Here is a 26,566-nt window from a genome sequence, read left to right on the forward strand (position 1 = left end):
TTGAAGGTCCTAATTTTCTTATCGTCCTCAGAAAGAGGAGGAAGGGAATTAAATACTATTCGGTTGATACCATATTTGCGTGAACGAGGAATAAAAGTTGAGGTGGTTGTTTTAGATTGCGGAGGATATGTCACTAAATGGTGCTCAGATAATGAAATAAACTGTCAACCTCTCGGCTGTTGGCCAAACAAGTTGAATTTATTAGCAGTTATATGGCGGTTTTTCCTATTATTAAAAATAACTAAATTTGATTTAATTCAAGTTTATGGCTTTACAGGGAGTATGGTCTGTCGCTTTGTTGCTTGCCCATTCAGGATTAGGGTTGTGGTTGGCATAGTGGGGTCCGGGCATTTTACCGGTTTGAGACCACTATTTGAACAAATAACTAAAAGACTAGTAAATTGCTACGTGGCTAATTCAATAGCGGGGAAAAACAAATTATTGGAAATTCTTGGAACTAATATTCCAAGGGTTGAAGTAATTCATAATGGGGTGCCTGAAATAGAAGTCTTAAGCCCTGATGTGGCAAAGAATTGCTTCACGGTAGGTACAGTTGCTAATTTAAGGCCTGAAAAAGGCTACGATATCATGCTTGGCGCGCTGTCTAAAATTAAATCAGATCTGGGTGATCAACTTGATATTACATATCTTATAGTTGGCGATGGTGCGTTAAGAAAAGATTTGACAAAACAAATTCAAAAATTAGGATTGGCAGACCAGGTTTGTTTATTGGGTATGGTTGAGAATGTTGCTGAGGTGCTATGTAAATTAGACCTGTTTGTGCTACCTTCCTATTCGGAAGGGCTGCCTAATGCCCTGCTGGAAGCCATGATGGCTGGTAGATGTGTGATTGCAACGAAAGTTGGAGGTGTACCGGAGATTATTGAAGATGGATATAATGGTTTGCTGGTGGAACCTGGTAACCCTGAAGAGTTATCACAAGCTATTCAGAAGGTTATTTTAAATTCCCAATTACAAAAAAGTATGGCGTTACGAGGTAGGGAATTGGTTTGTAAAAATTATACTCTGTCACATCAGGCTGAGTCGACCATAAAAGTCTGGAAAGCGGTATGCTGTCAGTATAAGGAGGCGAGCTAGTGAAGGCTCTAATATTATCCGGGGGAAAAGGAACACGCCTGCGTCCTCTTACCCACACCACAGCAAAGCAGTTAATACCGGTGGCCAATAAACCGATTATTTTTTTTGTCATTGAACAAATAATAGATGCAGGTATAACCGATATTGGGGTAATTATTTCTCCTGAAACGGGAGATAAAGTACGTCAGTTAGTTGGTAATGGTAAGCGATGGGGGGCCAATATAACTTATATTTTACAAAGCGAACCTTTAGGTTTGGCCCATGCAGTTAAAACAGCCCGTGGTTTTTTGGGGCAGGAACCATTTCTTATGTTCTTAGGTGATAACTTAGTTCAGGGTGGAGTAAAACACCTGGTTAATAACTTTATTCAAACTAATATCGATGCAATCATCCAGCTCAAAGAGGTTGAGCATCCTCAACAATTTGGTGTTGCTGTATTAGGTGAAGATGATCAAATTATTAAATTAGTTGAAAAACCAAAAACTCCACTGTCTAATCTTGCTTTAATCGGGGTTTACTTATTCAAATCCAGTATATTTACAGCTATTGACCAGATAAACCCCTCGTGGAGAAATGAACTTGAAATTACCGATGCGATACAAAAGTTAATTGACCTGGGATACCGGGTAGAAGCTCGTCGATTAGAGGGGTGGTGGTTGGATACTGGTAAAAAAGATGACATATTAGAAGCCAATCGCGTGGTTTTGGATGAATATATACGGCGGGAAAACAAAGGTTCCGCTGATCATATGAGTAAAATCTTTGGGCGAGTTGAAGTTGGAATTAATTCGCAAATAACTAACAGTACAATTCGCGGGCCGGTATGCATTGACGAAGGTGTAATAATTAAAGATTCATTTATTGGCCCATTTACTACTATTGGAAAAAATTGCATCTGTGAAAAGATAGGGGTTGAGCATTCAGTGATTTTAGACAATTGCCACCTGTATAACGTAGAGCGAATCGAAGATAGCCTAATCGGTTATAACGCACAGGTAAAAAAAGGTGGTGCGCAAGGGCAAGCAGTACGCCTCTTTGTGGGTGACGATTCACAAGTTATGGTTTAAGTTCGTAAAGGGGGCTATGTGGTGAACTATATAGAAGGAGTAATGGTAAAGCAGTTAAATTTGATACCCGATGAGCGTGGTTACCTTATGGAAATGCTGCGGCGTGATTGGCCTGAATTTATGACCTTTGGGCAGGTCTATGTTACGGCGTCTTATCCGGGTGTAATTAAGGCATGGCATTATCATAAACTGCAGTGGGATCATTTTGTTTGTGTAAGTGGTATGGCCCGGGTGGTGTTATATGATTCACGCCAAAACAGTGCTACTCATGGCGAGGTGAATGTCTTTCACATAGGTTGTCTAAACCCAGTGTTGCTAAAGATTCCTCCCGAAGTGTATCACGGTTTTACTGCAGAGGGCACTGAGACGGCATTAATTGTAAATTTACCTACAGAAGTATATAACTACGAACAGCCGGATGAATACAGGCTGCCCTATAATGACCCATCTATTCCATATAACTGGGAGGTATTGCATAGGTGACAATATTAGTAACTGGTGCCTCAGGCATGTTGGGTCAGGATGTGGTTGCAGAATTCCGGTCTCGCAATGCTAAGGTAATTGCTAAAGATCACCTAAGCCTGGATATAACCAAATTAGAACATGTTACTCAAGTAATTAGCAGGTGTAAACCAGCAATTGTAATAAATTGTGCTGCCTATACAGATGTAGATGGGGCTGAATCGGAACCTCAAAAAGCTTATTTGATTAATGGTTTAGGTCCACGGAACTTAGCTTTAGCATGCCGTAAGATACAGGCAGTTATGGTACAAATTAGTACGGATTATGTGTTTGACGGTAAACAAAAACATCCTTATGGAATTTACGAGCCAACTAATCCTTTAAATATTTATGGTAAAAGTAAGCTCTGGGGTGAAAGATCTGTTCAGGATATTCTGAAGTCTGTATATATAATTCGAACTAGTTGGCTATTTGGTCTAGGTGGTAAGAATTTTGTCGAGACCATGCTCGGATTGGGTAACAAGGATAAGTCAATTCAAGTAGTCGATGATCAGTTCGGCTGTCCTACCTTTACTGAGGATTTAGCCCAGGCGGTGGCTGATTTGGTTCAGACTGATTGTTATGGAATCTACCATATTACTAACCAAAATCCGACTAGCTGGTTTAAGTTTGCTGAAACCATATTTCGTAAGTGCAATGCCCAAAATAAAATCATTCCATGTCAAACAAAAGAAATGGACCGCCCGGCTAAAAGGCCTGGCTTTACAGTGTTGGATCCCTTTCCCATGCGAGAAACAATAGGCTACCTGTTACCCGGGTGGGATAATGCATTATCCAGATACCTGGCTAAAAGGGGGAAGTTATAAAGATGAAGATATTGGTTACTGGTGGCGCCGGTTTTATTGGCACTAATTTTATTAAATACATTATTGAAAAACAACCGGCGTGGGAAGTTATTAACGTTGATAAATTAACCTACGCCGGTAATTTGGAAAACTTGGCAGATTTGAATGATCAAGCAAAATATAATTTTTATCGGGGTGACATCTCGGACAAAAAATTTATGGAGCCTTTTTTTAAGCAAGGCTTAGATGCTGTAATTAATTTTGCCGCAGAGTCACATGTTGACCGTAGTATTCAGGATGCGGAACCCTTTATAAAAACTAATATCATGGGCACGCATGTTTTATTGGAATTGGCCAAAAGTTATGGACTGAATAAGTTTATTCAAGTATCCACTGATGAAGTTTATGGCTCTTTGGGAGCTAAAGGCAGTTTTAATGAGGAATCGCCCCTTAGTCCCAACAGTCCATACTCAGCCAGTAAGGCTTCGGCGGATTTGTTATGCCGCTCTTATTATACAACCTACAATCTACCGGTATTAATAACCCGGTGTTCCAATAATTTTGGCCCCTACCAATTTCCAGAAAAGCTTATATCTCTAATCATTACCAACGCATTTGAGGACAAAATAATTCCAATTTACGGTGATGGATTGAATGTGCGCGATTGGCTTTATGTAACGGATCATTGCCGGGCTCTTGAATTTGTACTGTTAAAGGGATTGAGTGGAGAAGTATATAACATTGGAGGTCATAACGAGCACAGTAATTTGTCATTGGCCAAAAAAATATTAAACTTACTTGGCAAGCCACAGAGCCTGATTAAATTTGTTAAAGACCGTCCTGGCCATGATAGACGGTATGCAATAAATAGCACTAAGATAACCAGTGAACTAGGTTGGCAGCCTGCATACACTTTCGATGAAGCTCTAGCTTATACGGTTAGCTGGTATTTAAAACATCAGGATTGGTGGAAGCGCATTACATCAGGTGTTTACCAGGAATATTATAATCAAATGTACAACATGGTTTAGGGGGGCTAACGGTGAAAGTATTATTTCTAACCAATACCCCTATTAATGGGCCATCTGCAAGATATCGGGTCTATCAATACTTACCACTCATTGAGCAAAATAATATTCAAGTCGCCACTCATAGTGCTTTGACCCCTTTTCTTTTCAGCAAATTCTCTCCAGCAAAAGGAAACTTAAATAAGTTTATTTATTTTTTTTTATCAGCTCTTTCGAGAATAATTGCTCTTTTTAGGCTGCCTTTTTATAATGTAATATTCATTCAAAAGCTTGTGCTGCCCCATGTTTTTCCATTACCTGAATTTTTGCTTTGTAAATTAAGTAAAAGGTTATGTAAAAAGGTTATATTTGATTTTGACGATGCAATATATACTGTATCAGAAGTTCGGGAAGAAACATTAATCGAGAAATTTACTTACCCAAGGCGGGTACAAAAAATCATAAGCCTTTGTGATAGCATAGTAGTTGGCAACGAATATCTTGGTCAGTTTGCAAGCAATTATAATAAAAAAGTTTATGTCGTGCCGACTTCAATTGATCTTACGAAATATCCTATGCGGCTATCCGATAAGCAAAAAAGATCTCCTGTTATCATTGGCTGGATAGGCACACCTAGCACTGCTCCATATTTGAATTTAATATCATCAGCTTTAAAGGAAATAGCTACGCAAAACGATATTATTTTCAGGGTTATCGGTGGAAGTTCTATCGAATGTCCGGGTGTAAAAGTTGAACAATTGCCCTGGTCTTTGAAAAGTGAAGTAGAAGATATCTGCTCGTTGGATATCGGGGTAATGCCACTGACCGATGATCCATGGACTCGAGGTAAATGTGGACTTAAATTATTGCAATATATGGCTGCAGGAGTACCGGCAGTAGCTTCTCCAGTTGGGGTAAATAACAAGATAATTTCGGACGGGATAAATGGTTATCTGGCAAAAAATAATGAAGAATGGGTGGCTAAAATTAAAAATTTAATATGTTTTCCAAATGAACATTTTGAAATGATTGAACTTGCCCGTAAGACTGTTGAAGACGAATATTCTATTGAAGTAAACGTAAAAAAGTTAATAGATATATTTACAAGGTAATATATCTATTGATACCAATTAAATTGGATAACTATGGTGGTACCGCTAGACTGGATTTGCAATGGCTTAAGCCCACATCGTTTTTACCAAGAACGATAGAGGCTGCTATACAACAAACAATTAGCTTGTTGAATAGCAGCCTCTTTTGCCACTATCGTTTAGTAGTTTCCTTTAACAAGGGGCTTATGCGCAGCCCAGTACAAGTAAAATCCATCATATACCTTAACATTAGGATACCCTAGCAACCTATCTAAAACAAAATAGATAAATGATGCTCTTTGGGCGTTATTGGAATATACAATCACTTGCTTATCTGGAGTAATTCCTTTATCATGAAATAGTTTTGTTAATTCTGATGCGTTCTTAAAAGTCATGTCTTCGTTAATTAAGTGATCCCAGGTTATATTTATTGCTCCTGCTATATGGCCCTTACCGCTATATTCTTCGGCTGAGCGCGCATCAATGACAGTAACTTTATCCGGTTGTTGTAAAGCGTTTGCTACATTTGCAGTTTCAATAGTGGGATAGATTTTTTGTTGTTCATTTGATAAATTAAATTTTCCTAAATAACCTCTTCTTACCCTTCCTGTATCCAATGCGTAACCCTGTGCTTGCCATTGCTCCAACCCACCGTTTAAGATCTGAACATTTAGCCCATACATATTCAAAAAGAACCATAAGGCTGCATGGTTGTAATTATCACTGTAAACTACGATATGATCTGTGCTGCTTACTCCATATTCCCTAATTGTTAAACTAAGTAACTTGGGGGAAGTAAATTTGCCCCGCCGGTTCGGGTCATTAAGTGCTTTGACGTTAAAGCAAATTGCTCCAGGTATGTGACCTTGTTCGTAAATATCCCTGGGTCTGGTGTCTATAATGGTTAAATTGGGCTGGTTCATTATTCTATATAGTTGCTGTGCACTGATTAAGGCTTCCGGGTGGGTATAAGGTGTGGTATTTAAGTTGACTTTTGATTGGCTTAATGCATTTGAGTCAGAGTTTTTACTGCAGCCAAAGAGTAAACTTGTAAGCAAGACTAAGATTAAACCCCAGATTATAGTACTTTTAACCTTCAATAGATCCCCTCCTTATTCAAAAGAGTAAAAATTTTCTATAGTCACCTCCCGAGTTTATTTAACATGTTATTAAAGAACGTTGTCTTATAGTATGTTATAAATTTAATATTGCTACTTACAATAAATAACTACTTTGGTAACTATTAAATAAAATAAATATATACCTGTCACTCGCATAGCGTTATTTAGTCAGGCTCTAATATTAAGCTTTATTTGACAATCATGTAATAAAAGTAAGCTTGTTCTACATATAAATAATATTAATTAACTTACCATTTGGTAAATAATTGAGGGGTGATGAAGCTGAGAAGGGGTATTTTGATTTTAATAATGACTTTTTTTTGCGTTTTCATGTTTGTTTTCACGGTTTCTGCTAAGCCACTGAGCGATATATCCGGACATTGGGCAGAGGATTATATTAATCAACTGGCGGGTAGTTCAATAATGGGGGGGTATCCTGACGGAAGTTTTCGCCCTGATGCTAATGTAACACGGGAAGAATTTGTTAAATGTCTTATCGTAGCGTTAAACATTCCCATAAATAGTTCAGCAAAATCCTCATACGCCGACGTTTACAGAACATCATGGTCCTATCCATATATTGAAACTGCAGTTGCAGCGGGTATATTGGTACCGGAGGAAGCTGTCAACGGTATGTTGCGGCCACAAGAACCGATTCCCAGGGTAGAAGTTGCCAAGTTGGCTGTACGGGCACTTGGCCTGCCAATAAAATCAAATTATGCGGGTTATGACGATGGTATCAATATTCCGTCATCATACCGTGGGTATGTTGGTGTCGTAAAAGAGCGCCATTTAATGTCCGGGTATCCTGATGGAACATTTCGAGCCTGGAATCCAGTTACCAGAGCCGAAGCTTGTGTAATTTTGATACGGCTGATATATGACGCAGGAAAAGGTGCTGGACTTGTAACTATATGTTATGATCACAACCAAGCTTCAATATTCGATAACGCTTATCCATTGCATCAAAAATATGGGTACCCAGGGGTCAACTATGTCATACCTCCTCGAGTGGGCGATCGTGGAATGATGACTCTGGAACAATTACGGGAACTGGAACGGGCAGGGTGGGAGACCGGCTCTCACTCAAAAAACCACCTGGATTTTAGAGTTTTAAAAGAACGTGAAATTAGGCAGCAATTATATTTATCAAAGGATTGGCTGCAGGAAAATGGTTTGCAGTATGCTAGCTTTGCATATCCATTTTGGTTTGATACAGACCCTTACCCGGTAGTTGGTGAATATTACAAATCTGCTGTAACATGCTTTGGAAAAAGCATTAATACAGCACCAATCAACCGTTATAAGCTGGAAAGGTTTATGCTGGATGAAGGGTTGTCAAATGATGAAATGACAGATCTACTGGATCAGGCGGTTATTACGGGGGGATGGGTGATTTTTTACACCCATTCTGTTGAAGTAGCGAATCAAATCCCTGCCAATCATGGAACTAACCAGCAGAGGTTGGAGTATTTATTTCAAGAAATTAAAAAACGTGGCTTAACTGTCGTGACTATTAGTGAAGGAGTTAAATTGAAATGTAATGAATGACAGTAAGTTTTTAATATTAAATTATTCAAATAAGGGACACCCTCTGTGGGAGGGTGTCCCTTATTCGTTTAACAGTACTTACTCTATTTGGCACACTTAAAAAATATTAAACATAGAATATCAAGAATAGAGAATGTCACACGGGGAGCCTAAAGAGAGATTATATGATCAATAACAAAGAGGATGATGCTAAAAAAACTTCATTAACAGTGGCCCGCAATGGTGGAATAGCAATTGTTAGTTCGTTACTAAGCAACGTTATTAGGTTTCTTACGCAGGTTTTACTGGTTAGACTACTTGGTTCTGAAAAGTATGGTTTATATACTATAGGTTTTAGCATTTTTACCATAGGCAGTCAAATTTCACAAGTAGGCTTGTCAGAGGGCATTGTAAAGTTTGGCAGTGTGGCTAGTAAAGAAAAAGATCAGCTTCGATTAAATGGTTTAATGAGGCTGTCGATTGTGCTTACAGTTACTGTTTCCATTTTGATAGCGGTAGCTATATTTATAGCATCGCCGCATATTGCCAAATATATTTTTCATAAAGCTGAACTTGAGCCGGTGTTAAGATTTTTTGCCGTTTCTATGCCTTTTTTTGTATTCTCCGCTGCTGTAGCTGCTTTATTTAGGGCCACGCAACGTATCTTCTACTATTCTGTGTTTCAATTCATATTAGACCCGCTTATTTATCTGTTTATTGTTTCTATATTTTGTGTGATTGGCTTGACTCTTGCTAGTGTGCTTGAAGCTTTCGTTTTAGCCTGGTTTTTGGTCGCTGTGTTTGGCGCAATAGTTGTTGCTAAAGTCTACCAAGTTTTTTCTCCTAAAAGCAAAGCTATCTATGAGCCTAAGAAAATATTCCGTTTCACAATACCCGTGTATGTATCTAAGTTTTTACCCCTTATAATGAACCATTTTGATAAGGTCATCTTAGGTAATATGGTGTTAGCCAGTGATGTTGGGATATATAGCGCAGGAGGTAAAATTGCAGCTCAGGTTGTGATTTTTATGCAAGCATTCAACCTAATATTTTCCCCGATAATTGCTGAATATTTTCATGATAATAAAATCAAAGAATTGAATCAGCTATTTAAAACAGTAACAAGATGGACGCTTATTTTGACCATACCGTTTATTTCATTCATTGTGATTAACGCTGAATTAATTATGAATATGTTTGGTTTAGAGAGTGCTATCGGTATAGATGTATTAATTTTATGTTGTCTTGCGCAATTTGTTAGTGTTTGCACCGGTCCCCTTGAATATATACTGATCATGGGTAAGCAAGATTTAGATTTAATTAACAATTGTTTTTTTGTTGTTATGAATATTACTTTAAATATTTTTTTTGTGGGTAATTATGGTATTTGGGGTGCAGCCATATCTCTTGGTTTGTCTATGATAATTATTAACCTGGTTCGTTTAATAGAAATATATGTTTTATACAAATTATGGCCTTATTCATTAACCACTTGTAAATGTTTTTTGGCTGCATTTATAGCCTATAGTCTTGCAATAGTATTAAATACATTAACATTTTGGGGTAGTTATTACTGGCTAATCAGCTTATTTCCGCTTTTTGGGGTTTACGCGGGACTGCTTTATTTAATGGGTTTTAATGTTGAAGACCGTGCAGTTTTAGCTTTAATCAAGAGAAAGGTTGGTGGTATTTTGATGAGTCGTAATACCCCTTAATGAAGGTTGTTAGTTTTGCCAAGTAAATTTGGATGATGCAAAAGATTGCTTAGATAGGTTTATAAAAGGAGAGGGTTGTAAATGTGGTCTTGGCTGATTATCCTATTAATTACTTTGTGCTGTTTTTTTTGCTTTTTAAGTGCTGTGCAGCTGGAATTAAAAAGACCGAAAGCTAAGATATGGATAATATTAACCTGTCTGATGATTTTTGCAGTGGTAGGGACCTTATTAAGTGTCCCCTCTCCAGTTTCAAAAGAATATTCTTATGAACCCAAACCAGCCAAAATCGAATTAAAATATTTAGAACCTATTGAAGAAGAATTACCGGAACAGGACGAACCACAAAACCAAACTATTGATGGTAAAAAAGATATAGATAGTATTGATTATTTAACTGAAGCGATCACAGACACACAAGCTGAGGAAACTCCTAGTCAAGAAAAAAGAGTGTCTGTTATGGTTAGCGAGCTAAATGTTCGGTTAAGACCACAATACAATGCTTATATTATAGGAAACGTCCAGCATGGCCAAATTTTAACAATTTTGGAGGATTCGGATAGTTCGGACTGGGTAAAAGTAAGAATTAGTGATGGCCTAACTGGTTGGGTGGCGAAAAAGTATGTTAATTACTTAAGTGATTAACTCTAATTTACAGTATGTTGAGGAGGTAATCTTTTGAGGGCTCAGGGATTTTTAAAGGCACTTAATGAATTGAAATTCGCAGTGGTGTTAGTGCCCGTTTTGGCTATAATATTTAGCGCTGTGATGAGTTTTTTTGTGTTAACACCCGTATATAGGTCTTCTACTACTTTAATGGTTTTTAAACAACCCACTGCTGCTGAACCATATGAGGTTAGGATTGGAGCTATTACCTTAAATCAAAAGCTGGTTAAAACTTATAGTGAGTTGGCTCAAAGTACGGTTGTTTATGAGGAAGTAATTAAGCAAAACAACTTGAATATGACTGTTGAAGAGCTAATAAGTAAAATTACTGTTGAGGTATTAGGTGAAACAGAATTATTAAGAATATCGGCAAATAGTACTAATCCAACACTATCTGCAATGTTGGCCAATGAAATTGCGAGGATATTATTGGAAAAGGTAGCGGAGTTTATGGTTTTAGACAACATTCAGATTATAAATACTGCTTCACCTCCTAACAAGCCTGTATGGCCAAATCATACATTGAATATGATACTCGCAGGAGTAATTGGCTTGCTACTGGTGGTTGGTGTGGCATTATTAAGAACGAATATTAGAAATTCCCGGGAAAATAATGATTCAGAATTAATTATGCAAGCTGCTAATCAAGGAGAGGAATTTCATTTAAAATCGGAAATAGACTTAGATGGGCACAAAAATTAATAAAAAAAATGGAGTGGCATTAGAAAATGTAAAGTCCGAGCCTGTTGGTAGAAATGACTCAGGTTCGGACTTTATCTTATTTTAGGAAATTGCTAATTCAGGTTAAAGTACTCCAAAAGCGCGCGCTTAAGGGAACGAAAAATGGGCGCGCTTTTCTTGTTTTTACAGCTGGAAAGCTGACCTGCTTAGTAACACTATTTGGCTGCAAACCATATGATAACGTAATAAATGGTTGCAGGGGGAGTGCTAATGAGGTCATACTCCGCAGAAGAGGAGGTAATGGGTACAGGTTTTTTGATGAACAGTACTAGGGTTCCGCGGGTAATTCATGTCACCACTATAGGTATTACCTCTTATCGGGCTTTACTGGCTCAATGTCAGCTATTTCGGGAAAAAGGTATGGAAATAGGGTTTGTATTTAGTCCTTCTCCTGAAAAAAATCTGTTACAGAGCCTTAGGTTTCCTGTAAAAGAGATATACATGGACAGGAACATTAAACCCTTATCCGATGCTAAGGCTATTTTGAAAATGTTTCATTATTTTAAGGCCGTAAAACCGGATATTGTACACACTCATACTTCCAAAGCCGGTGTAGTGGGCAGAATAGCAGCCAAAATGGCAAAGGTTAATTATATTGTGCATACTGTGCACGGATTTCCATTTCATCAAGGAATGCCCAAGTTAAAATTTTTTGTTTATAAGCAGATTGAAAAAAGTATGGCTCGTATTACCGACATTATGCTATCTCAGAGCCAGGAAGACATTATTAATGCCCGGGAGCTTGGAATTAAACCCCGTTCTGGCAATTTGATCCACATTGGCAACGGTGTTAATCTTGATGAGTTTTGCCCCGCTCGATATTCGCTTGACCGGCGGCAGCAAATCCGAGAAAGCCTTGCGATAAAGGAATATAACCCGGTGATCACGATGATTGGCCGTGTTAACCGCGAGAAAGGATATCACGATTTAGTGGAAGCATTGCGGCAGATAAATGATATGCCCTGGCAAGCACTGTTTATTGGTCCTGATGAGGGATTTCTAACCAATCTAAAAAAACAAATTGACGATGCTGGATTACAGCAACGGATTTTATTGCTTGGTCAACGTAGTGATATCAGTGATTTACTGGCAATCACAGATGTATATGTGCTGCCTTCCTACCGGGAAGGACTGCCTCGTTCTTTAATTGAGGCACAGTCCATGGGGATACCTTGTGTGGCTACTGATATTAGGGGTTGTCGAGAAGTCATTTTAGCAGGCAGCACAGGGTACCTGATTAAGCCGGGCGATAGCAGGTCTCTGAGTGAGGTGCTGCGCAAGTTGTTGTTGGATGACAGACTCCGCTTGAAAATGGGAAGTGCGGGCAGAACTCGTATGCAACTGTATTTTAGTGAAACGGAAGTAGCTCGAAAAGTTATGGCGGTTTATGAGCGGTTATTAGGGGCTGACAATGCTTTAGAAGAGCAAATTTTTCAATAATGTATTGGAACCTGGGTGGTGTTATGGTGGGAGATTATTATGTATTGGGCCTAAAGGAACGTAAGCAGTGGATGGAGGAGTTTAATAATTTAAATAATATCAAGCCTGACTTGCATTATAAACCCGAATACTTACAATTATTTGTCGGCGAGGGCGAGGCCCGGTTGTTTATATATAAGGAAGGAAAGGAAATTATTTTTTACCCTTTTTTGTTAAGAAAAGTTAATTCTATTCCCGGACTAACAGATAAACTTTCGATGAATTTATACGACATTACCAGCCCTTACGGTTATGGAGGACCACTTGTTACAACGACTGCCGGGGATAGTGTGGTAAAAAACTTTTACCGGTGTTTTGCCGAATATTGCTCAAGTAGCAACATTATTACGGAATTTATCAGATTTCACCCTGTATTAGGTAACCACAACTTGGTTAAAAACTATGTAGCAGTCGAAAGAGTATCATCGGTGGTTTGTGTTGATCTTACGGTCTCTAGTGAAGAAATATGGTCGGGTTATAAACGCAACAATCGTAAAAACATAAAAAAAGCCTATCGAGAAGGTTTAAAGGTATGCATAGAGGAAGCACCGGTGGGGTTTGAAAATTTCTTAGATATTTATTACCATACTCTTTCAAGAAACCAAGCTAAAAGTTTTTATTACTTCAACACCGAATTTTTTGAGCGATTACACAGAAAGTTAAAAGGTAATTTTTTATATGCCCATACACTATTTAATGGACAAATAATATCCACAGAGCTGCTATTGTATAACGAAATATTTATTCATTCATTTCTTGGCGGAACATTAGAACAATATTATGAATACCGACCAAATAATATTTTGAAGCATGAAGTAATTAAATGGGCAAAAAACAAAGGGATAAAATACTTTTTACTTGGCGGTGGTTACCAAGAAGATGACGGTATTTTCCATTATAAACGATCATTTGCTGTTAATGGAGTGTTAGATTTTTATGTTGGTAAAAAGGTGCACAATCATGCCGTTGTAAACCAGTTGGAAGAATTTATGTCTTCTAAAGCTCCCAGGGAAAACATTAATTATTTTCCCAGTTACAGGAGGTTCTAAATATGGCTATAAATAACACAAATCAAGCTTTAAAGAGAATCTTTGATGTAATATGTTCGTTGCTTGTATTGCTGCTGTTTAGCCCTATATTTTTAGTTATTTCGTTGATTATAAAGATTACTTCTCCTGATGATGTTTTTTTTAAGCAACAGCGTTTGGGTTTAAACGGGCAGGTTTTTTGGATGTATAAGTTCCGCAGCATGGTGCCTAACGCAGTAAATATGGGGGCCGGGATGTTCGTTGAAAAAGATGATCCCCGAATTACAGCCATTGGAAGGTTTCTCAGGGCAACTAGTCTTGACGAGCTTCCCCAGTTGTTTAATATCTTACGCGGCGAAATGAGTTTTGTTGGTCCCAGGCCTGCCCCGTTACATCATTTTAAAATATATGATGAAAGGCAAATAAAAAGATTAAGTGTGAAACCGGGTATAACCGGATGGGCCCAAGTTGAGGGACGGTTGGCTCTTTACTGGCCTCAACGTATCGAGCTAGATCTCTGGTATATCGAAAACTATTCATTATGGTTGGATCTTAAAATCCTGTTCAAGACAATTTTTGTTATATTACTGCGCCGTGGTGATACCGCGCAAGCAGACCGCAAAGAGAAGGACCCGTTTATGAAATTATAATTATATCATTACATGGCATAGAAGACATATTTCGACTGGTTAAAAGAATAAGATATATTATGTAAGTTATAAAGATCCGGGAGGATGATGAATTGAAGATATTAATTATTATTGTAGGTATTATATTTCTCCTGGGCTGGTTATTCCTATATAAAAAATATTTCAGCCGGCAAGAGAAAAGTGTAGAAAAGCTGATGCCAACACCTGGCGACAAAGAGGGTAAAATATTCTCTGTAGCACCGTGGGGCGACGACAGTAATGATGGCTGCCAGACTAATCCATGGAAAACGTTACAATACGGTGTTAGTAATTTAGTACCGGGTGACCGGTTGCTAGTGCGCGGGGGCATATACAACGAATATATATCGTTTAAAAAATCCGGCAGTAAAGAAAACCCCATCATAGTCAGTGCTTCACCAGGTGAGGAAGTAGTACTTGATGGAGGGGGCATAGGCTGGAAGTATGGTATTAATTTTGAGCACGGAGTAGCTTTCGTAAATATTTCGGGCTTTAAAGTTAAAAATTTCCACGGTGCAGGAGTTGCACTTTGGGGAGATAATAACTCTGTAAAGTGTCATGATTTAGAGGTATTTGGTTGTGGCTCGGGGGCGCAGGTTATATCGGCTTCAGATTTATTTATTGAGGATTGTTATTTTCGTAATAATAGTGGTCCTGGCTTTGTGGTTTCCCCGGGGCCTTTAATAACAGCAAAAATTATTAAAACCCGTTCATCTAATAACGATAGTCCTAAGCTACCGGATGGTTTTACCTTGGATAGTGGCGAAAATATTATGCTGGAAAAGTGCACAGTTGAATATAATAGTGGAAATGGTTTTAGCTGTTCAACTTCAAATACCACTTTTAACTCGTGTATAATTCGAGATAACGGAATCCATGGCATAAAGTGCTCAGGCAATAGTTACCGGGTAATAAATTGTATAATTGATAGTAATGGAATGGCCGGCATTGCTTTGCATGGTGGAGAAGATATTAATTTATGCAACAACCTTATTGTCAATTGCGGGATAAAGGGCGATTATGGACTGATCGCTGCTCCCCTCTCTGCCGCGATATCCACCAGGTTAACGATAATCAATAATATTTTTGCTTTTAACTACGGTGGTGTTCATTTTGGCAATGCAGCGCTTGTGGAAAAAGAGGATAATAATATTTACTGGAGTCGTCCAGACGCAGAAATATCGACAAGTAATCGCAAATATTCCAGAGATGAAATAAATGGGCGTATATGGTTCAAAGAAACAGACCGCGGGGAGTATAGTTTTTGTAAAGATCCATTATTTATTGACATTATAAGCCGGGATTATCGCTTGGCTAAAAATAGCCCTGCTATAGACCGTGGTACAAAAAACTGTGCACCGGAGGACGATATTAACGGTCATATTCGACCCCAGGGACAGTATTATGATATCGGACCATATGAAGCGGCAGAAGGCAGCATTATTCCACCAACCGCTAAAGTTGTATATTGCCCTACCTATTCTACAGATACATCCAGTTCTTTATATTTTACTGTTAGGTGGGATGCCGATAATGAAGTTAACGAGGTTGGAGGATTTAATGTGCAAGTTAGGGAGGGAGCCTGGGGAGGATGGCAAAATTGGCTCACTGAAACTGGTGCAAGGGAAAGTAATTATTTAGGTGTTTGCGGTCAAGTATATTACTTCCGTGTGCGTGCAAAAGATGATCTTGGTAACTGGGGAAAATGGTCCGATAATGCGTCGACCGTAATTCCTCTTGACGACCAAAGTCCGTTAATTAAATATGATGGCACTTGGGAAGTGGTTAATGATGAAGGCGCTTTTTTAAATACACTGCATTACTCTTCAGTTGTCGGAACTACGGCTTCTTTTAGATTTACAGGTAAAGAAATAGCCTGGATTTCTAATCTGGGGCCGGACCGGGGGCAAGCTCTGGTTTATATAGACGATATCCTTCGGGAAACGGTGGACCTCTTTAGTCCGGACTGCCAAATGCGCAGGTCTGTATTTAAGACCTTTAGTGATGGCAACCCACATACAATACGCATTGAAGTGGCCAATACTAAGAACGCTCAATCATCGGGATATCGAGTAGATATCGACGGTATTGCTGTAAAATTATAGTTTTGATAGATAGCCAAAAAACAAGACCCAGGTGCATAAGAAGCCTGGGCTTTGTTTTTTGTACTTTAGGAGATTATCTAAGTACTTAAAAAGTGCGCTTTCTTGCTTGGTTTTTAGATAAGGGCTAATAGTTTATGAGCAAGATTGGGTATAAAAAATTGCTCCATAACCAATTCATGAGCTTTGGAGCCCATTTCAGCGCATTTCCCTGCCGGAAGCGTAGCGAGTTGCATAATTTGTTTCGCCATAGATGTACTATCCTCAGGGGCTGAAACTAAACCACACCCGTATTGCTTCACCATCCTCGCTACATCACCGGGTGCAGCGCATAAAACCGGCAAACCTGTAGCAAGATAATCAATAAATTTATTCGGGCTAACTGCATTATAAAATGCCCGAGCATCCTTTAAAGTGATAATTCCGGCGTCGGCGGCATGGAGTAGGTCGGGGATTTCATTTTTCGGAACAGGATCTAAAAAACGCAAATTATTAAGCTTTAATCTGTGAGCTTGGGCTTGCAGACAAGGTTTTAATGGTCCATCTCCAACTAAAATAAACTCAATTCCCGGTTCCCCTTTTAACTGGTTAGCTGCATCAAGGATTGTATATAGTGCGTTGGCCGGGCCATGTGCGCCCGTATAAAGTAATGTAAAGCCATTAAATCCATGTAATTGCCTAACCTCTTGGCGTGTTCTCCGGGGGACGAAGTGATCTGGATGCACACCATTGGGTATATAAGTTATGCGATTTGCGGAAACCCCTTTTTCTTGTAAATAAGAAATGGCTCCCTGAGCTAGAACGATAATGTGGTCGGCGTGGTGATAAAGGTACTGTTCTACACAGCGCATAATCCAAATTATTGGGTGTTGGGGGTGGATTTCCTTCATATCGATGAGAGCCTGTGGCCATAAATCACGTACCTCTAAGATAAAACGGCAGCCCAACTGCCTGGCCAGGTAGTATCCCGCCAATGCTGCAAATGGCTGTGGGGATGAGCCAATAATTAAATCAGGGAGAACACCTCGCTGAAGACCGGCGCGGTAAACATTATAGCTAAAATTTAACATACCAATCCCCCGGCGCCAACCATTGCGTTGGTGGAGACTTGTTTTGATCCACACAAAGGAGATACCGTTTACCAGCTCCTCTAACCATAACTTGCCTTTCAAATTACGTATATGCCGGCGTAAAGCCAGGTTTACATTGGAAGCGAATATACGTACGGTATGCCCTGATTTAACTAATTCAACGCTCAGGTCGTAATGTCGCGTTCCGCCAGGTAGGTCCGGGGTAATGGCATACTGGTTAATAAACCATATTTCACTCATTAATCTACCTCCCATGCAGCCAACTGAAGCAAGTTCTTGATTCAGGGGGAGATTCAACTCCCCCTGAATTTTAGAACTGCAAATGCATGACTTAGTTGGCGTTGTATGCCCACTTTTTGAAGTGGTAGACTTTCGCCAAGTTAGTCAGGTAAAAGCCACATGCCTCTTGTATCAACTACAACTTTCTTTTTGAGTATATTTTCTTCAATATTCTTAAAGGTATCATGAGCAACCAGCAGTACTACCAGGTTAGCCTGTGCTAGACCTTCTTGCAAGTCGACCAGTTTAACTCTATCGTGATTAGCTAGTGCCTTTGGCAGTGCATCAATATGTGGTTCGATGATTAAGATTTCCCCCACATTTTCATCAAGTAGTTGCTTAACTATTTTAAGTGCCGGGCTTTCTCGCAAATCATCTGTATTTGACTTATAGGTGAGTCCAAGGCAAGCGATGACCGGTTCTTGAAAAAAGGCGGCCTTACTTTTAATTTGAACAATAATTTGGTTGGGCATACAATCATTTATCTCACGCGCTGTATGAATAATTCTAGCTAATTCCGGTGCTGCATGCTTAATAAACCAGGAATCCTTGGGGAGGCAGTGTCCTCCCACGCCGGGACCGGGATCAAGTATACTCACTCGTGGATGACTATTGGCCAGTTTCAAAAGTTCCCAAACGTTGATCCCCAAATTAGCACAAATTAGCGAAAGCTCGTTGGCAAAAGCAATGTTTACATCCCGAAATGAATTCTCGGTTAATTTGGTTAATTCCGCTGTACGCGCGTTGGTTATAAATAATTCTCCGCAAACAAAATGCTTATAAAATAGGTAAGCTTTTTGTCCTGAAAGCTGGTCTATACCACCGATTACACGGCTGTTTTCTACCAGTTCTATCAAAGTACGGCCAGGTGAAACGCGTTCTGGACAATGGGCTAAAAATATCTGTTTTTCTTTGTCTATCCTTGAAATGGTTGACGTAATTGAGGGAATGATGAGGTCGCGACGTAATTGGCTTAGCCAATTGGCGATCTTCTCAGTTGTACCTACGGGAACCGTTGTTTCAATAATAACTAGGCAGCCAGGTATCAGGTAAGGTGCAATGGCGTGGATAGCCTCTTTTATATGTGTAATATCGGGTAAATGTTCTTTAGTAATTAGGCTTGGCACAGTAATAATAAAAATATCGGCGTGTACCGGCTCCAGGGAAGCCACCAGGTTACCGCTTTGAACAGTTAATTTTATTAGGTTACTTAGTCCGGGTTCGTGGATATGAGGATAACTATTATTAACGGCATCAACAACTTTTGGATTCTTATCTACACCATGAACGCTAAAGCCCTTGGCGGCTAATAGGCCGGCCGTGGGTAAACCAATGTAACCCAATCCTAAAATACATACCTTTTCCATAGAGGACTCCTTTGGCAATGGTTAAGCTTTAAATTTACTGTATGCTAAAATCACCCAAATTGTTATTTTGTTTTTCATGTTTGTAGCTAATTCCAGAGTTACGCGTAATATATCTAGATATAGTCTTTAAGGGGTGGGAAAATGAAAAAAAAGTATGCGTGATGAGTTCGGTTCACAAATGGGACGATAACAGGGTGTTTAAAGAGTCGTGCTCGCTGGCTAAGCAGTACCGGGTTGATTTATGCGCAGTGGGGGATTTTTCTTACCGCCGGGTGCAGGGGGTTGATGTTTTTGGCCTCCCTGACTTAAAAAAACGCTATTATCGTCCGGTTAACTGGTTCCGTTTGTTCCGTCATGCCATTAATGCGCAGGCTTGTGTTTATCATTTTCATGATCCGGAATTAATCCCACTGGGGTTAATCTTAAAATTGTTCGGGCGGAAAGTTATTTATGACGTACATGAAGACTACTTTGATGCGATATTACACAAGTATTGGCTACCAAAGCCGGTTAGAAGGACAATAGCAGTAGTATTTAATGCCCTGGAGAAGATGTGCAGCAAATTTTTTGATGCCATAATTTTTGCGGAAATTACTTATAGTGATAGCTTCCAGGGAACGAACAATCTTAAAACTAACATACTCAATTATCCACTTCTTACTACCCACTACGAGCCGGTAGACAAAAAAAATGGCCAATGTATCAATTTGATTTATTGCGGCGGGATTAGCGCCATCAGAGGTGCTGAGCAGATCATTGCAGCTATTGCTCTACTGGTTAGAGAAGGAATAAATGTCCATTTATTTTTAGTTGGACCTTTCTTACCGCCGGCATATGAAGCGAGTATAAAGCAACAGATAACCAACCACCGATTACAAAAACATGTCACGGTTACCGGTAGAATTTCACCCTCCGAACTGTACCACTATTACCGCCAGGCGGATATTGGTCTAGCCTTACTTCACCCTGTAGAAAACTATCTTAAATCCCAGGCTACTAAATTATTTGAATACATGGCGACCGGTATTCCTATCGTAGCGTCTGATTTTCCGCGCTGGCAAGCCTTGCTCCAGGATGTGGGGGCGGGGCTAACTGCTAACCCTTTCGAGCCGGAGGAGATAGCTGCAGAAATTAAGCGGTTGATAAATGATCCTCAATTGAGATTGTATATGGGCAGGAACGGTAAGCGGGCTTATGTAGAGAGATTTAACTGGAATAGCGAAGAAATAAAACTGTTGTCTCTATACGAGAGTTTGTTGCGGGAAGAGAACAGAGCTTAAGAGTTTAACAAGTGAGGAGTAATACAGTGAAGGAGTTTATAGTAAAATATTGGATAGAAGGAGCATTTTTATTATACATTGCTGCGCTTGTTGTCAGTGTTGCGCTAAATTCATTAATCCCGGCAATTGCGATGACAGCTCTTTTTTTAATAGCAGTTATTTTATGGCAGCCCCTATGGGGTTTTTGCCTGATGGTATTTTTTATTCCCTTGGAAAACGTAACTTTATTACTTCCAGGTTTAACATTGCACAAAGCAATTGGGGTAGTCACGTTTATTAGTTGGTTACTCCATTTAATTGTGGGTAAAAAAGCATTTAAATTAAACGGGTTCGTTGTGCTTTTGGTGCTCTATTTGTTGTGGTGTTTGCTTACTGTTGTTTGGGCCATACAACCTGAGCGAAGTCTTTCCAGAATTGTATCCTCGAGCCAATTACTGCTTATGGTTGTGCTCGGTTACAATTTAGTTGATAACAGAAAGGAACTATATTTAATCTTAGGAAGTTTTCTGCTGGGAGCATTTTTAGCATCATGTCTGGGGATTTATAATTCCTATTTAAATGGATTTGCCCTTAGGGCCGATATCGGCAGCATGACTAAGCCAAACTATTTTGCTCGAGTAGCAGGGTTAGGAGTCATTTTTAGTGCCTATTTAATTATAGCTTCGAAAAATAAATTTATCCGTCTATTCAGCTTAATTGGTTGTAATATATTAACGGTTGCCGTGCTATTATCGGGTTCCAGGGGGGCCTGGGTGGCGTTGTTGTTAGCAGCGGCGGTAGCATTGTATAGTGCTAAAAAAAATATAATAGAATTTATAAGAACACCAATTGTCTTAAAAAGCTTACTGGTGATTATTCTTTTTATTATAACGTTGGGTCCCCTAATTACAAATCACACACCGCCCGTAATTACTCAGCGTTTACAAACCGTTGCCGGCACAGCGACCCCAATAGATATTAGCGCAGGTAGGCTGGACATTTGGTTGGTCGGGCTTGAAATCGTCAAGGATAACTGGGCCTGGGGTGTTGGTTTGGATAATTTTCCTTATGCTTTTACCGAGTATCTACCTCGGGTCGATAACATACGTGCTGACATAGGTTTAAATAGGGATCCCCATAACATAATTCTAGCCAACTTGGCAGAATTGGGTTTACCCGGTTTACTGATCTTTATGGCGCTTCTGGTTTTTCTGTGGAGGCTGGGAGGGAGAACTGAAAAACTAGAAGATTCTTTATTATGTAGGGTAACAGTTGTTTTCCTGTTTATAGCCGGGCTTACCAGCACGGATCATTGTAGTAAATACTTTTGGTTTGGTATGTTAATTCCTATAATTGTATCTCAATTCTATTATTTTAAAAACAACGACCGTGACAAGAGTATGGCTAAGGTTATATTTCTAACCGCTATTTTTCCGAATCGGTTTAACCCCAATTACGGTATCTTTTCTTTGCGCCTGGTTCAACATTTAAAATCAATTGGAGTTCCTGTTACTGTTGTTGCCCCTGTTCCTTATGCTCCACCGTTTTTGTGGTTAAAAAAAAATGGATGAATATGGGACGTATTCCGCGGCAGGAATGTTTTGACGGGGTGGAAATAGTTTATCCCCGTTTTTTCTGTTTGCCTGGAGGGCGGTTGCACTACTGGAACATGCTTTTTATGTTCCTTGCTGTTTACCCGGTGATAAGAAATATTAACCATTCAGGTATGTTCAATGTTATTCATGCTTATGGTGTGCTACCGGCGGGGTTTGTCGGCCAATTAATTGCCCGAAAATTAAATGTGGTTTCAGTAGCTACTGCCATTGGATCGGATATCAATGTCTTGGCCCGGAAATCAAACAGCTTGCTCGCACGTACCAAATCGGTACTGGTCAATACCGAGCAAGTTGTGGCCGTAAGTAAAGCTTTAGCGTTAATAGCGGCTAAATTAACAGGATTAAATAGTAATATTAAGGTTATATACGAGGGCGTAGACACCGGTATGTTTGATGCCGGTTTTATGGACCGTAATCAATTGAAGCGAAAACTAGGTTTTAGCGAGGATAAACGCATTATTTTATTTACCGGCAGGTTGGTCCGCGAGAAGGGTGTTTATGAACTGCTAAAGGCTTTTTCTCATATTTGTGGTAAGTATCCGGAAACAGTTCTGGTTTTTGTAGGAACAGGCCAAGAAAAAAATAGTTTGCTTGAACTGGCAGAAAGAAAAGGCTTGCAAGAAAGAATTATTTTTGCTGGTGAAAAACCACACGCAGAATTGGTGTTTTGGTATACAGCCAGCGAGGTTGTTGTATTGTTAAGCTACAACGAAGGTGTCCCCAATGTGCTAAAGGAGGCAATGAGTTGCTGCCGACCGGTTATAGCGGCAGCTACGGGGGGCATCCCGGAACTGGTGGTTGATGGTAAATCAGGTATTTTAGTTGAACCAGGTAGCGTTGCTGAACCTGTAAGAGCATTGGAGAAATTATTGGAAAACCCTGAGCTGGGGGTAAATATGGGGATGTATGCCAGGCAGGTATTGTGGCAGAGAAATCTAGATTGGACACGAACCGCTGAAGCTTATCACCAGGTTTATCTGATGCTATTACAAAAACAGAAGAAGAGCAAATAAATGCTCTTTTTCTTCTGTTTTCTGTATTCTCGAGGCTTAATTCTTTATTATTTTACAGTCTGAGTTATTTGGATATTATCAAAACAGTGGAAACCTTCTTTATCGTTGGTTAATAGATATATTCTGGTTTTTGCTGCGTTAGCGGGAATGGAAATGAGCTTGTTGACTTCCTCCCAATCGCTTCCTTGATGCATATGTTGTATATCGTAATACTCAGGTAATTTTTGGCCCTTGGCGTCAAAAAAAATTATGGAGATCCTGGCCGGTCCCACCGCTGTTCCTTTTTGGGTTGATGCTTGCACGTTATAACCTGCTCCGGAAAGCAGGTTCATATCTTGTTTAATTAGCCAGTTGTTGTTATTTATTATATAATGGTTTCCATCCTTCTCTTTGCGTAAAGCGTAAATGTTGTTCCAACCGAGCCCGCCTTGTTCGAAATCCCCATTTTTAACCATATTTTCCTTGGTAATGCTTATATTTGAACCTTCCACGCGATTAGCATTTTTGTTTGCAGGATTGGCTTGCTGATTGTTGAGATTGGCATAAAGCAAATAGAGTATGGTTAGTCCAAATATAATATTTACCACAATTAATATTATATACTTGTTGTCCCTAATTTTTTTCCCCCCCTTTTACATAAAGTTTATATAACTTCGGAACAGACGATACAATATAGTATGCTTGAAACGTTTTTTTGCACATAATTTTAGGGAATTTTGATTTATAAGCCGGTTATTTTTCCGGCTTTTTGCTTTCAGTCAAGATAGATAATAATTCTTGACTCGCTTACTGGGGGCCGCTATTTGCAAACAAATTGTTCCTGCACTGCATATATTAAAACGTGTAAACTGCCCAATATGGCAAGCGTAATTTTCTAAAGTAAAAGAAAAGGAACGTTGCAGGTTCGTCACGTTCCTATAAAGAGCAATTATCGTTTATTAAGATCATGGTATAAGGAGCCGTTAACGCGTTTAGCCTTTGGCAACCAAAGATATATCGTCAAAATGGCAGTTGCCGCTGCCGCCGTTTACAGAAAGATAAACTCTAGTGGTGATGGCGGTGTCGGGAACTTTGACGGTCATTTCGGGCATGGCTTCCCAGCCGCTACCTTTGTTGCTGTAAGTAAAGGCATATGGAACCGTATTGCTGCCGTTGCTGTGGAAAAATTGTATTACTATCCTGGCACTTTGTGCAGCGGTCCCTTTTTTGGCTTTCGCGTTTAGTGTATAAGTACCGGGTTTCAGGTTCAGAACTTGGAAGAAATCGAAGTTATAGGTGTTGGTCAGGTATTTGTTGCCGTTTGCTTCGCTGTTAATTACCGCCGAGCTCCGGTTATTTACCCAGCCGGTCATGCCTGCATTGAAGTCGCCGTTGGTGATGAGGTTATCTCCGGTGTTGGTCACAGGGTTATTGATGAGGCAGGTTACCGGTTTTGAAGTAGAAGTATTACCCATACTGTCTTCAGCTGTGGCATGTATATAGTAAGTGCCGTTCTTAATATTGGCAACGTCCCAGGTTAACTTCCATGTGCCATTTGTTTTGGTACCTTCACTTAATGTGGCTTCTCCGATGGTTGTCCATGTATCCTGGACCCCGGTGGCATAGGCGATAACTACCCGGCTTACTCCTGATTCATCACTGGTGGCTATATTAATGGTTGCGGTGTCCTTTAATTCAGAGCCTTCAACCGGTGCGGAAATAACTACATCCGGACCCTGCTTATCCGGTACCGGTGTGGTATTGTTTTCCGCAACCAAAGATATATCGTCAAAATGGCAGTTGCCGCTGCCGCCGTTTACAGAAAGATAAACTCTAGTGGTGATGGCGGTATCGGGAACTTTGACGGTCATCTCGGGCATGGCTTCCCAGCCGCTACCTTTGTTGCTGTAAGTAAAGGCATATGGAACCGTATTGCTGCCGTTGCTGTGGAAAAATTGTATTACTATCCTAGCACTTTGCGCAGCGGTCCCTTTTTTGGCTTTCGCGTTTAGTGTATAAGTACCGGGTTTCAGGTTCAGAACTTGGAAGAAATCGAAGTTATAGGTGTTGGTCAGGTATTTGTTGCCGTTTGCTTCGCTGTTAATTACCGCCGAGCTCCGGTTATTTACCCAGCCGGTCATGCCTGCATTGAAGTCGCCGTTGGTGATGAGGTTACCCGGAACAGGTACCGGTTCGGGAGTGGGGTCTGACGGATCAGGCTCCGGGTTTGACGTATTATTACGGGCAAATGCGTAATTTAACAGGGCGACTCCTTGTAGTTCTACGGGGTGCACCGATGATTTAGCCGCAAGGAGTTTATAAGATACGTCAAGCAGGGACGGAGCCCAGGGTTCAAACCATAGCCAGTGCGAAATTGCTCCCGGCATACTGGCGGTGCCTGTGCCGTCGAGATAATTGGCAATTGAGCCGTCCTTTTTAATTAATACCTTACTGGCGGTATTGGCAAATTTTTGCATATCCGCGTTATTAAATATGCCGTTTCTATAAGCGAGGTAAATAAACTCATTGTCTAGGACACTATGATTAAGGTCTTCAATAATACTGCTGAACCGAGAGTCATCAGGGAAATAATTCCAAACATAAGCATTGGATGACGTGTTAACACGCAGGTATTTTTTAAAGTAATTGGCGATTTTTGTGGCCTTATTCAGGTAAGCCTTGTCCCCCGAGGCCTCATAAATAGACAACATGGCACTACCCTGGGCCAGATTCATATTAATAGGCCTGGCCAAATGTATGGTATTACCTTCTACTATCCAACGGCTATTAACTTCAAGGTATTGGGGTTTGGCACTCATGTCGTGAGCGTCTATGGCATCTTTGGCGGCTTGCAGGTATTTATTGGCTTTGGCACTATATGTTGATAAAGACTGGTCTTTTTTAACAATCGTTGCAAACTGCGCCAGCGGGGCTGCGGTAAGTCCGGTTTGTACAGCGTAAATATAATAGGTCTTATAGTCAGTATAGTAACCGCTACGCCAGGCAGGTAGACTTAATCCACGGTAGTCGGTTACCCCCCGGACGCTGTCCCGGCGGGCCAGCACGCTATCGGCATGCTCAATAAATTTATTGAGGTATTGCTTGTCTTTTGTTGCTTCATACATTAGTAAATACGATCTCATAATATGACTTTCGTCCCAGGCAATGAGACTGTCATCAACCCTTGTTTTATACCAGTCCCATTTGTTTGTATTATCTAGTCGATTAAATAGATTCTGTAAGCTCTTTGCATCAATTGTTGCAGCCTGTGCTAATTGAACGAAAGACATGGAAAATAAAAATATTAATGTCAGGAAAATGTAAAAAAAATTCTTTTGTTTCATT

At 39.9% G+C, this 26,566-nt stretch carries 22 protein-coding genes; 17 read left to right on the top strand and 5 right to left on the bottom strand.

All coding sequences use genetic code 11. The features are described 5' to 3' along the window. The 6 genes from SPSYN_RS16145 to SPSYN_RS03345 are packed head-to-tail and all read left to right on the top strand — an operon-like array spanning position 1 to position 5,591. Positions 1-1,098, top strand: coding sequence for a glycosyltransferase family 4 protein (locus SPSYN_RS16145; protein ID WP_161821088.1), 1,098 nt, complete (start codon positions 1-3; stop codon positions 1,096-1,098). Continuing rightward, positions 1,098-2,165, top strand: a complete 1,068-nt coding sequence (locus tag SPSYN_RS03325; protein WP_161821089.1) for a glucose-1-phosphate thymidylyltransferase — start codon at positions 1,098-1,100, stop codon at positions 2,163-2,165. The genes SPSYN_RS16145 and SPSYN_RS03325 overlap by 1 nt, the downstream gene beginning before the upstream one ends. A gap of 21 nt (positions 2,166-2,186) precedes the next feature. After that, positions 2,187-2,648 carry a dTDP-4-dehydrorhamnose 3,5-epimerase family protein gene (locus SPSYN_RS03330; RefSeq protein ID WP_161821090.1) on the top strand — a complete coding sequence of 154 codons (462 nt, stop codon included), beginning with the start codon at positions 2,187-2,189 and terminating at the stop codon, positions 2,646-2,648. Continuing rightward, on the top strand, positions 2,645-3,493 hold the full coding sequence (gene rfbD / locus SPSYN_RS03335) for a dTDP-4-dehydrorhamnose reductase (protein ID WP_161821091.1): 849 nt from the start codon (positions 2,645-2,647) through the stop codon (positions 3,491-3,493). Before SPSYN_RS03330 ends, rfbD begins: the two co-directional genes overlap by 4 nt. 2 nt (positions 3,494-3,495) lie before the next feature. Then, positions 3,496-4,503 (top strand): dTDP-glucose 4,6-dehydratase, encoded by a 1,008-nt coding sequence (rfbB, locus tag SPSYN_RS03340; RefSeq protein WP_161821092.1) that lies wholly within the window; start codon positions 3,496-3,498, stop codon positions 4,501-4,503. Positions 4,504-4,514: 11 nt separating this feature from the next. Next, positions 4,515-5,591 carry a glycosyltransferase family 4 protein gene (locus tag SPSYN_RS03345; RefSeq protein ID WP_161821093.1) on the top strand — a complete coding sequence of 359 codons (1,077 nt, stop codon included), beginning with the start codon at positions 4,515-4,517 and terminating at the stop codon, positions 5,589-5,591. Between the two features lie 158 nt (positions 5,592-5,749). Here SPSYN_RS03345 and SPSYN_RS03350 read toward each other — a convergent pair whose 3' ends face one another. Next, positions 5,750-6,670: a sulfurtransferase gene (locus SPSYN_RS03350; RefSeq protein ID WP_161821094.1), complete on the bottom strand. Its 921-nt coding sequence runs from the start codon at positions 6,668-6,670 to the stop codon at positions 5,750-5,752. 318 nt (positions 6,671-6,988) lie between these two features. On the opposite strand from SPSYN_RS03350, the gene SPSYN_RS03355 reads away from it, so the two are divergent. The 8 genes from SPSYN_RS03355 (at position 6,989) to SPSYN_RS03390 (ending at position 16,620) form a co-directional block, all read left to right on the top strand. Next, a complete protein-coding gene (locus SPSYN_RS03355; RefSeq protein ID WP_161821095.1) occupies positions 6,989-8,242 on the top strand; it encodes an S-layer homology domain-containing protein in 1,254 nt (417 codons plus the stop codon). A gap of 164 nt (positions 8,243-8,406) precedes the next feature. Continuing rightward, entirely contained in the window at positions 8,407-9,936 is a 1,530-nt protein-coding gene (locus SPSYN_RS03360; RefSeq protein WP_161821096.1) for a flippase, read from the top strand. Between the two features lie 81 nt (positions 9,937-10,017). Beyond that, positions 10,018-10,578: an SH3 domain-containing protein gene (locus tag SPSYN_RS03365; protein ID WP_161821097.1), complete on the top strand. Its 561-nt coding sequence runs from the start codon at positions 10,018-10,020 to the stop codon at positions 10,576-10,578. 33 nt (positions 10,579-10,611) lie between these two features. Continuing rightward, positions 10,612-11,301 carry a YveK family protein gene (locus SPSYN_RS03370; protein WP_161821098.1) on the top strand — a complete coding sequence of 230 codons (690 nt, stop codon included), beginning with the start codon at positions 10,612-10,614 and terminating at the stop codon, positions 11,299-11,301. Positions 11,302-11,550: 249 nt separating this feature from the next. Beyond that, positions 11,551-12,780 carry a glycosyltransferase family 4 protein gene (locus tag SPSYN_RS03375; protein WP_243152890.1) on the top strand — a complete coding sequence of 410 codons (1,230 nt, stop codon included), beginning with the start codon at positions 11,551-11,553 and terminating at the stop codon, positions 12,778-12,780. A 71-nt stretch (positions 12,781-12,851) separates the two neighbouring features. Further along, on the top strand, positions 12,852-13,868 hold the full coding sequence (locus tag SPSYN_RS03380) for a GNAT family N-acetyltransferase (RefSeq protein ID WP_243152891.1): 1,017 nt from the start codon (positions 12,852-12,854) through the stop codon (positions 13,866-13,868). Positions 13,869-13,870: 2 nt separating this feature from the next. Beyond that, on the top strand, positions 13,871-14,497 hold the full coding sequence (locus tag SPSYN_RS03385; protein WP_161821099.1) for a sugar transferase: 627 nt from the start codon (positions 13,871-13,873) through the stop codon (positions 14,495-14,497). A 92-nt stretch (positions 14,498-14,589) separates the two neighbouring features. Then, positions 14,590-16,620 carry a right-handed parallel beta-helix repeat-containing protein gene (locus SPSYN_RS03390; RefSeq protein WP_161821100.1) on the top strand — a complete coding sequence of 677 codons (2,031 nt, stop codon included), beginning with the start codon at positions 14,590-14,592 and terminating at the stop codon, positions 16,618-16,620. A gap of 113 nt (positions 16,621-16,733) precedes the next feature. On the opposite strand, the gene SPSYN_RS03395 is transcribed toward SPSYN_RS03390, so the two are convergent. Beyond that, entirely contained in the window at positions 16,734-17,948 is a 1,215-nt protein-coding gene (locus SPSYN_RS03395) for a glycosyltransferase family 4 protein (RefSeq protein WP_161821101.1), read from the bottom strand. 140 nt (positions 17,949-18,088) lie between these two features. Further along, positions 18,089-19,354, bottom strand: a complete 1,266-nt coding sequence (gene wecC, locus SPSYN_RS03400) for a UDP-N-acetyl-D-mannosamine dehydrogenase (RefSeq protein ID WP_161821102.1) — start codon at positions 19,352-19,354, stop codon at positions 18,089-18,091. A gap of 194 nt (positions 19,355-19,548) precedes the next feature. On the opposite strand from wecC, the gene SPSYN_RS03405 reads away from it, so the two are divergent. From SPSYN_RS03405 to SPSYN_RS03415, 3 genes are read left to right on the top strand one after another with little or no spacing between them, the layout of a single operon-like run. Beyond that, the gene (locus SPSYN_RS03405) at positions 19,549-20,634 is read left to right on the top strand and encodes a glycosyltransferase (RefSeq protein ID WP_161821103.1); all 1,086 of its coding nucleotides are present in this window, start codon (positions 19,549-19,551) and stop codon (positions 20,632-20,634) included. Between the two features lie 26 nt (positions 20,635-20,660). Continuing rightward, positions 20,661-22,184: an O-antigen ligase family protein gene (locus SPSYN_RS03410; RefSeq protein ID WP_161821104.1), complete on the top strand. Its 1,524-nt coding sequence runs from the start codon at positions 20,661-20,663 to the stop codon at positions 22,182-22,184. A 2-nt stretch (positions 22,185-22,186) separates the two neighbouring features. Then, a complete protein-coding gene (locus SPSYN_RS03415; protein WP_161821105.1) occupies positions 22,187-23,242 on the top strand; it encodes a glycosyltransferase in 1,056 nt (351 codons plus the stop codon). 47 nt (positions 23,243-23,289) lie between these two features. Here the strand turns inward: SPSYN_RS03415 and SPSYN_RS03420 are convergent, their stop codons facing one another. After that, positions 23,290-23,829, bottom strand: a complete 540-nt coding sequence (locus SPSYN_RS03420; RefSeq protein ID WP_161821106.1) for a hypothetical protein — start codon at positions 23,827-23,829, stop codon at positions 23,290-23,292. Between the two features lie 384 nt (positions 23,830-24,213). Continuing rightward, positions 24,214-26,565 (bottom strand): Ig-like domain-containing protein, encoded by a 2,352-nt coding sequence (locus tag SPSYN_RS03425; protein WP_161821107.1) that lies wholly within the window; start codon positions 26,563-26,565, stop codon positions 24,214-24,216. Position 26,566 lies beyond the last annotated feature (1 nt).

It is taken from the genome of Sporotomaculum syntrophicum, assembly GCF_009932395.1.
GTDB classification, from domain to species: domain Bacteria; phylum Bacillota; class Desulfotomaculia; order Desulfotomaculales; family Desulfallaceae; genus Sporotomaculum; species Sporotomaculum syntrophicum.

Excerpts from the sequence above, each read along its gene's own strand:
- rfbB (WP_161821092.1), top strand. The coding sequence starts at position 3,496 with ATGAAGATATTGGTTACTGGTGGCGCCGGTTTTATTGGCACTAATTTT.
- SPSYN_RS03360 (WP_161821096.1), top strand. The coding sequence starts at position 8,407 with ATGATCAATAACAAAGAGGATGATGCTAAAAAAACTTCATTAACAGTG.
- SPSYN_RS03365 (WP_161821097.1), top strand. The coding sequence starts at position 10,018 with ATGTGGTCTTGGCTGATTATCCTATTAATTACTTTGTGCTGTTTTTTT.
- SPSYN_RS03375 (WP_243152890.1), top strand. The coding sequence starts at position 11,551 with ATGAGGTCATACTCCGCAGAAGAGGAGGTAATGGGTACAGGTTTTTTG.
- SPSYN_RS03380 (WP_243152891.1), top strand. The coding sequence starts at position 12,852 with ATGGAGGAGTTTAATAATTTAAATAATATCAAGCCTGACTTGCATTAT.
- SPSYN_RS03385 (WP_161821099.1), top strand. The coding sequence starts at position 13,871 with ATGGCTATAAATAACACAAATCAAGCTTTAAAGAGAATCTTTGATGTA.
- SPSYN_RS03395 (WP_161821101.1), bottom strand. The coding sequence starts at position 17,948 with ATGAGTGAAATATGGTTTATTAACCAGTATGCCATTACCCCGGACCTA.
- wecC (WP_161821102.1), bottom strand. The coding sequence starts at position 19,354 with ATGGAAAAGGTATGTATTTTAGGATTGGGTTACATTGGTTTACCCACG.
- SPSYN_RS03415 (WP_161821105.1), top strand. The coding sequence starts at position 22,187 with ATGGGACGTATTCCGCGGCAGGAATGTTTTGACGGGGTGGAAATAGTT.
- SPSYN_RS03425 (WP_161821107.1), bottom strand. The coding sequence starts at position 26,565 with ATGAAACAAAAGAATTTTTTTTACATTTTCCTGACATTAATATTTTTA.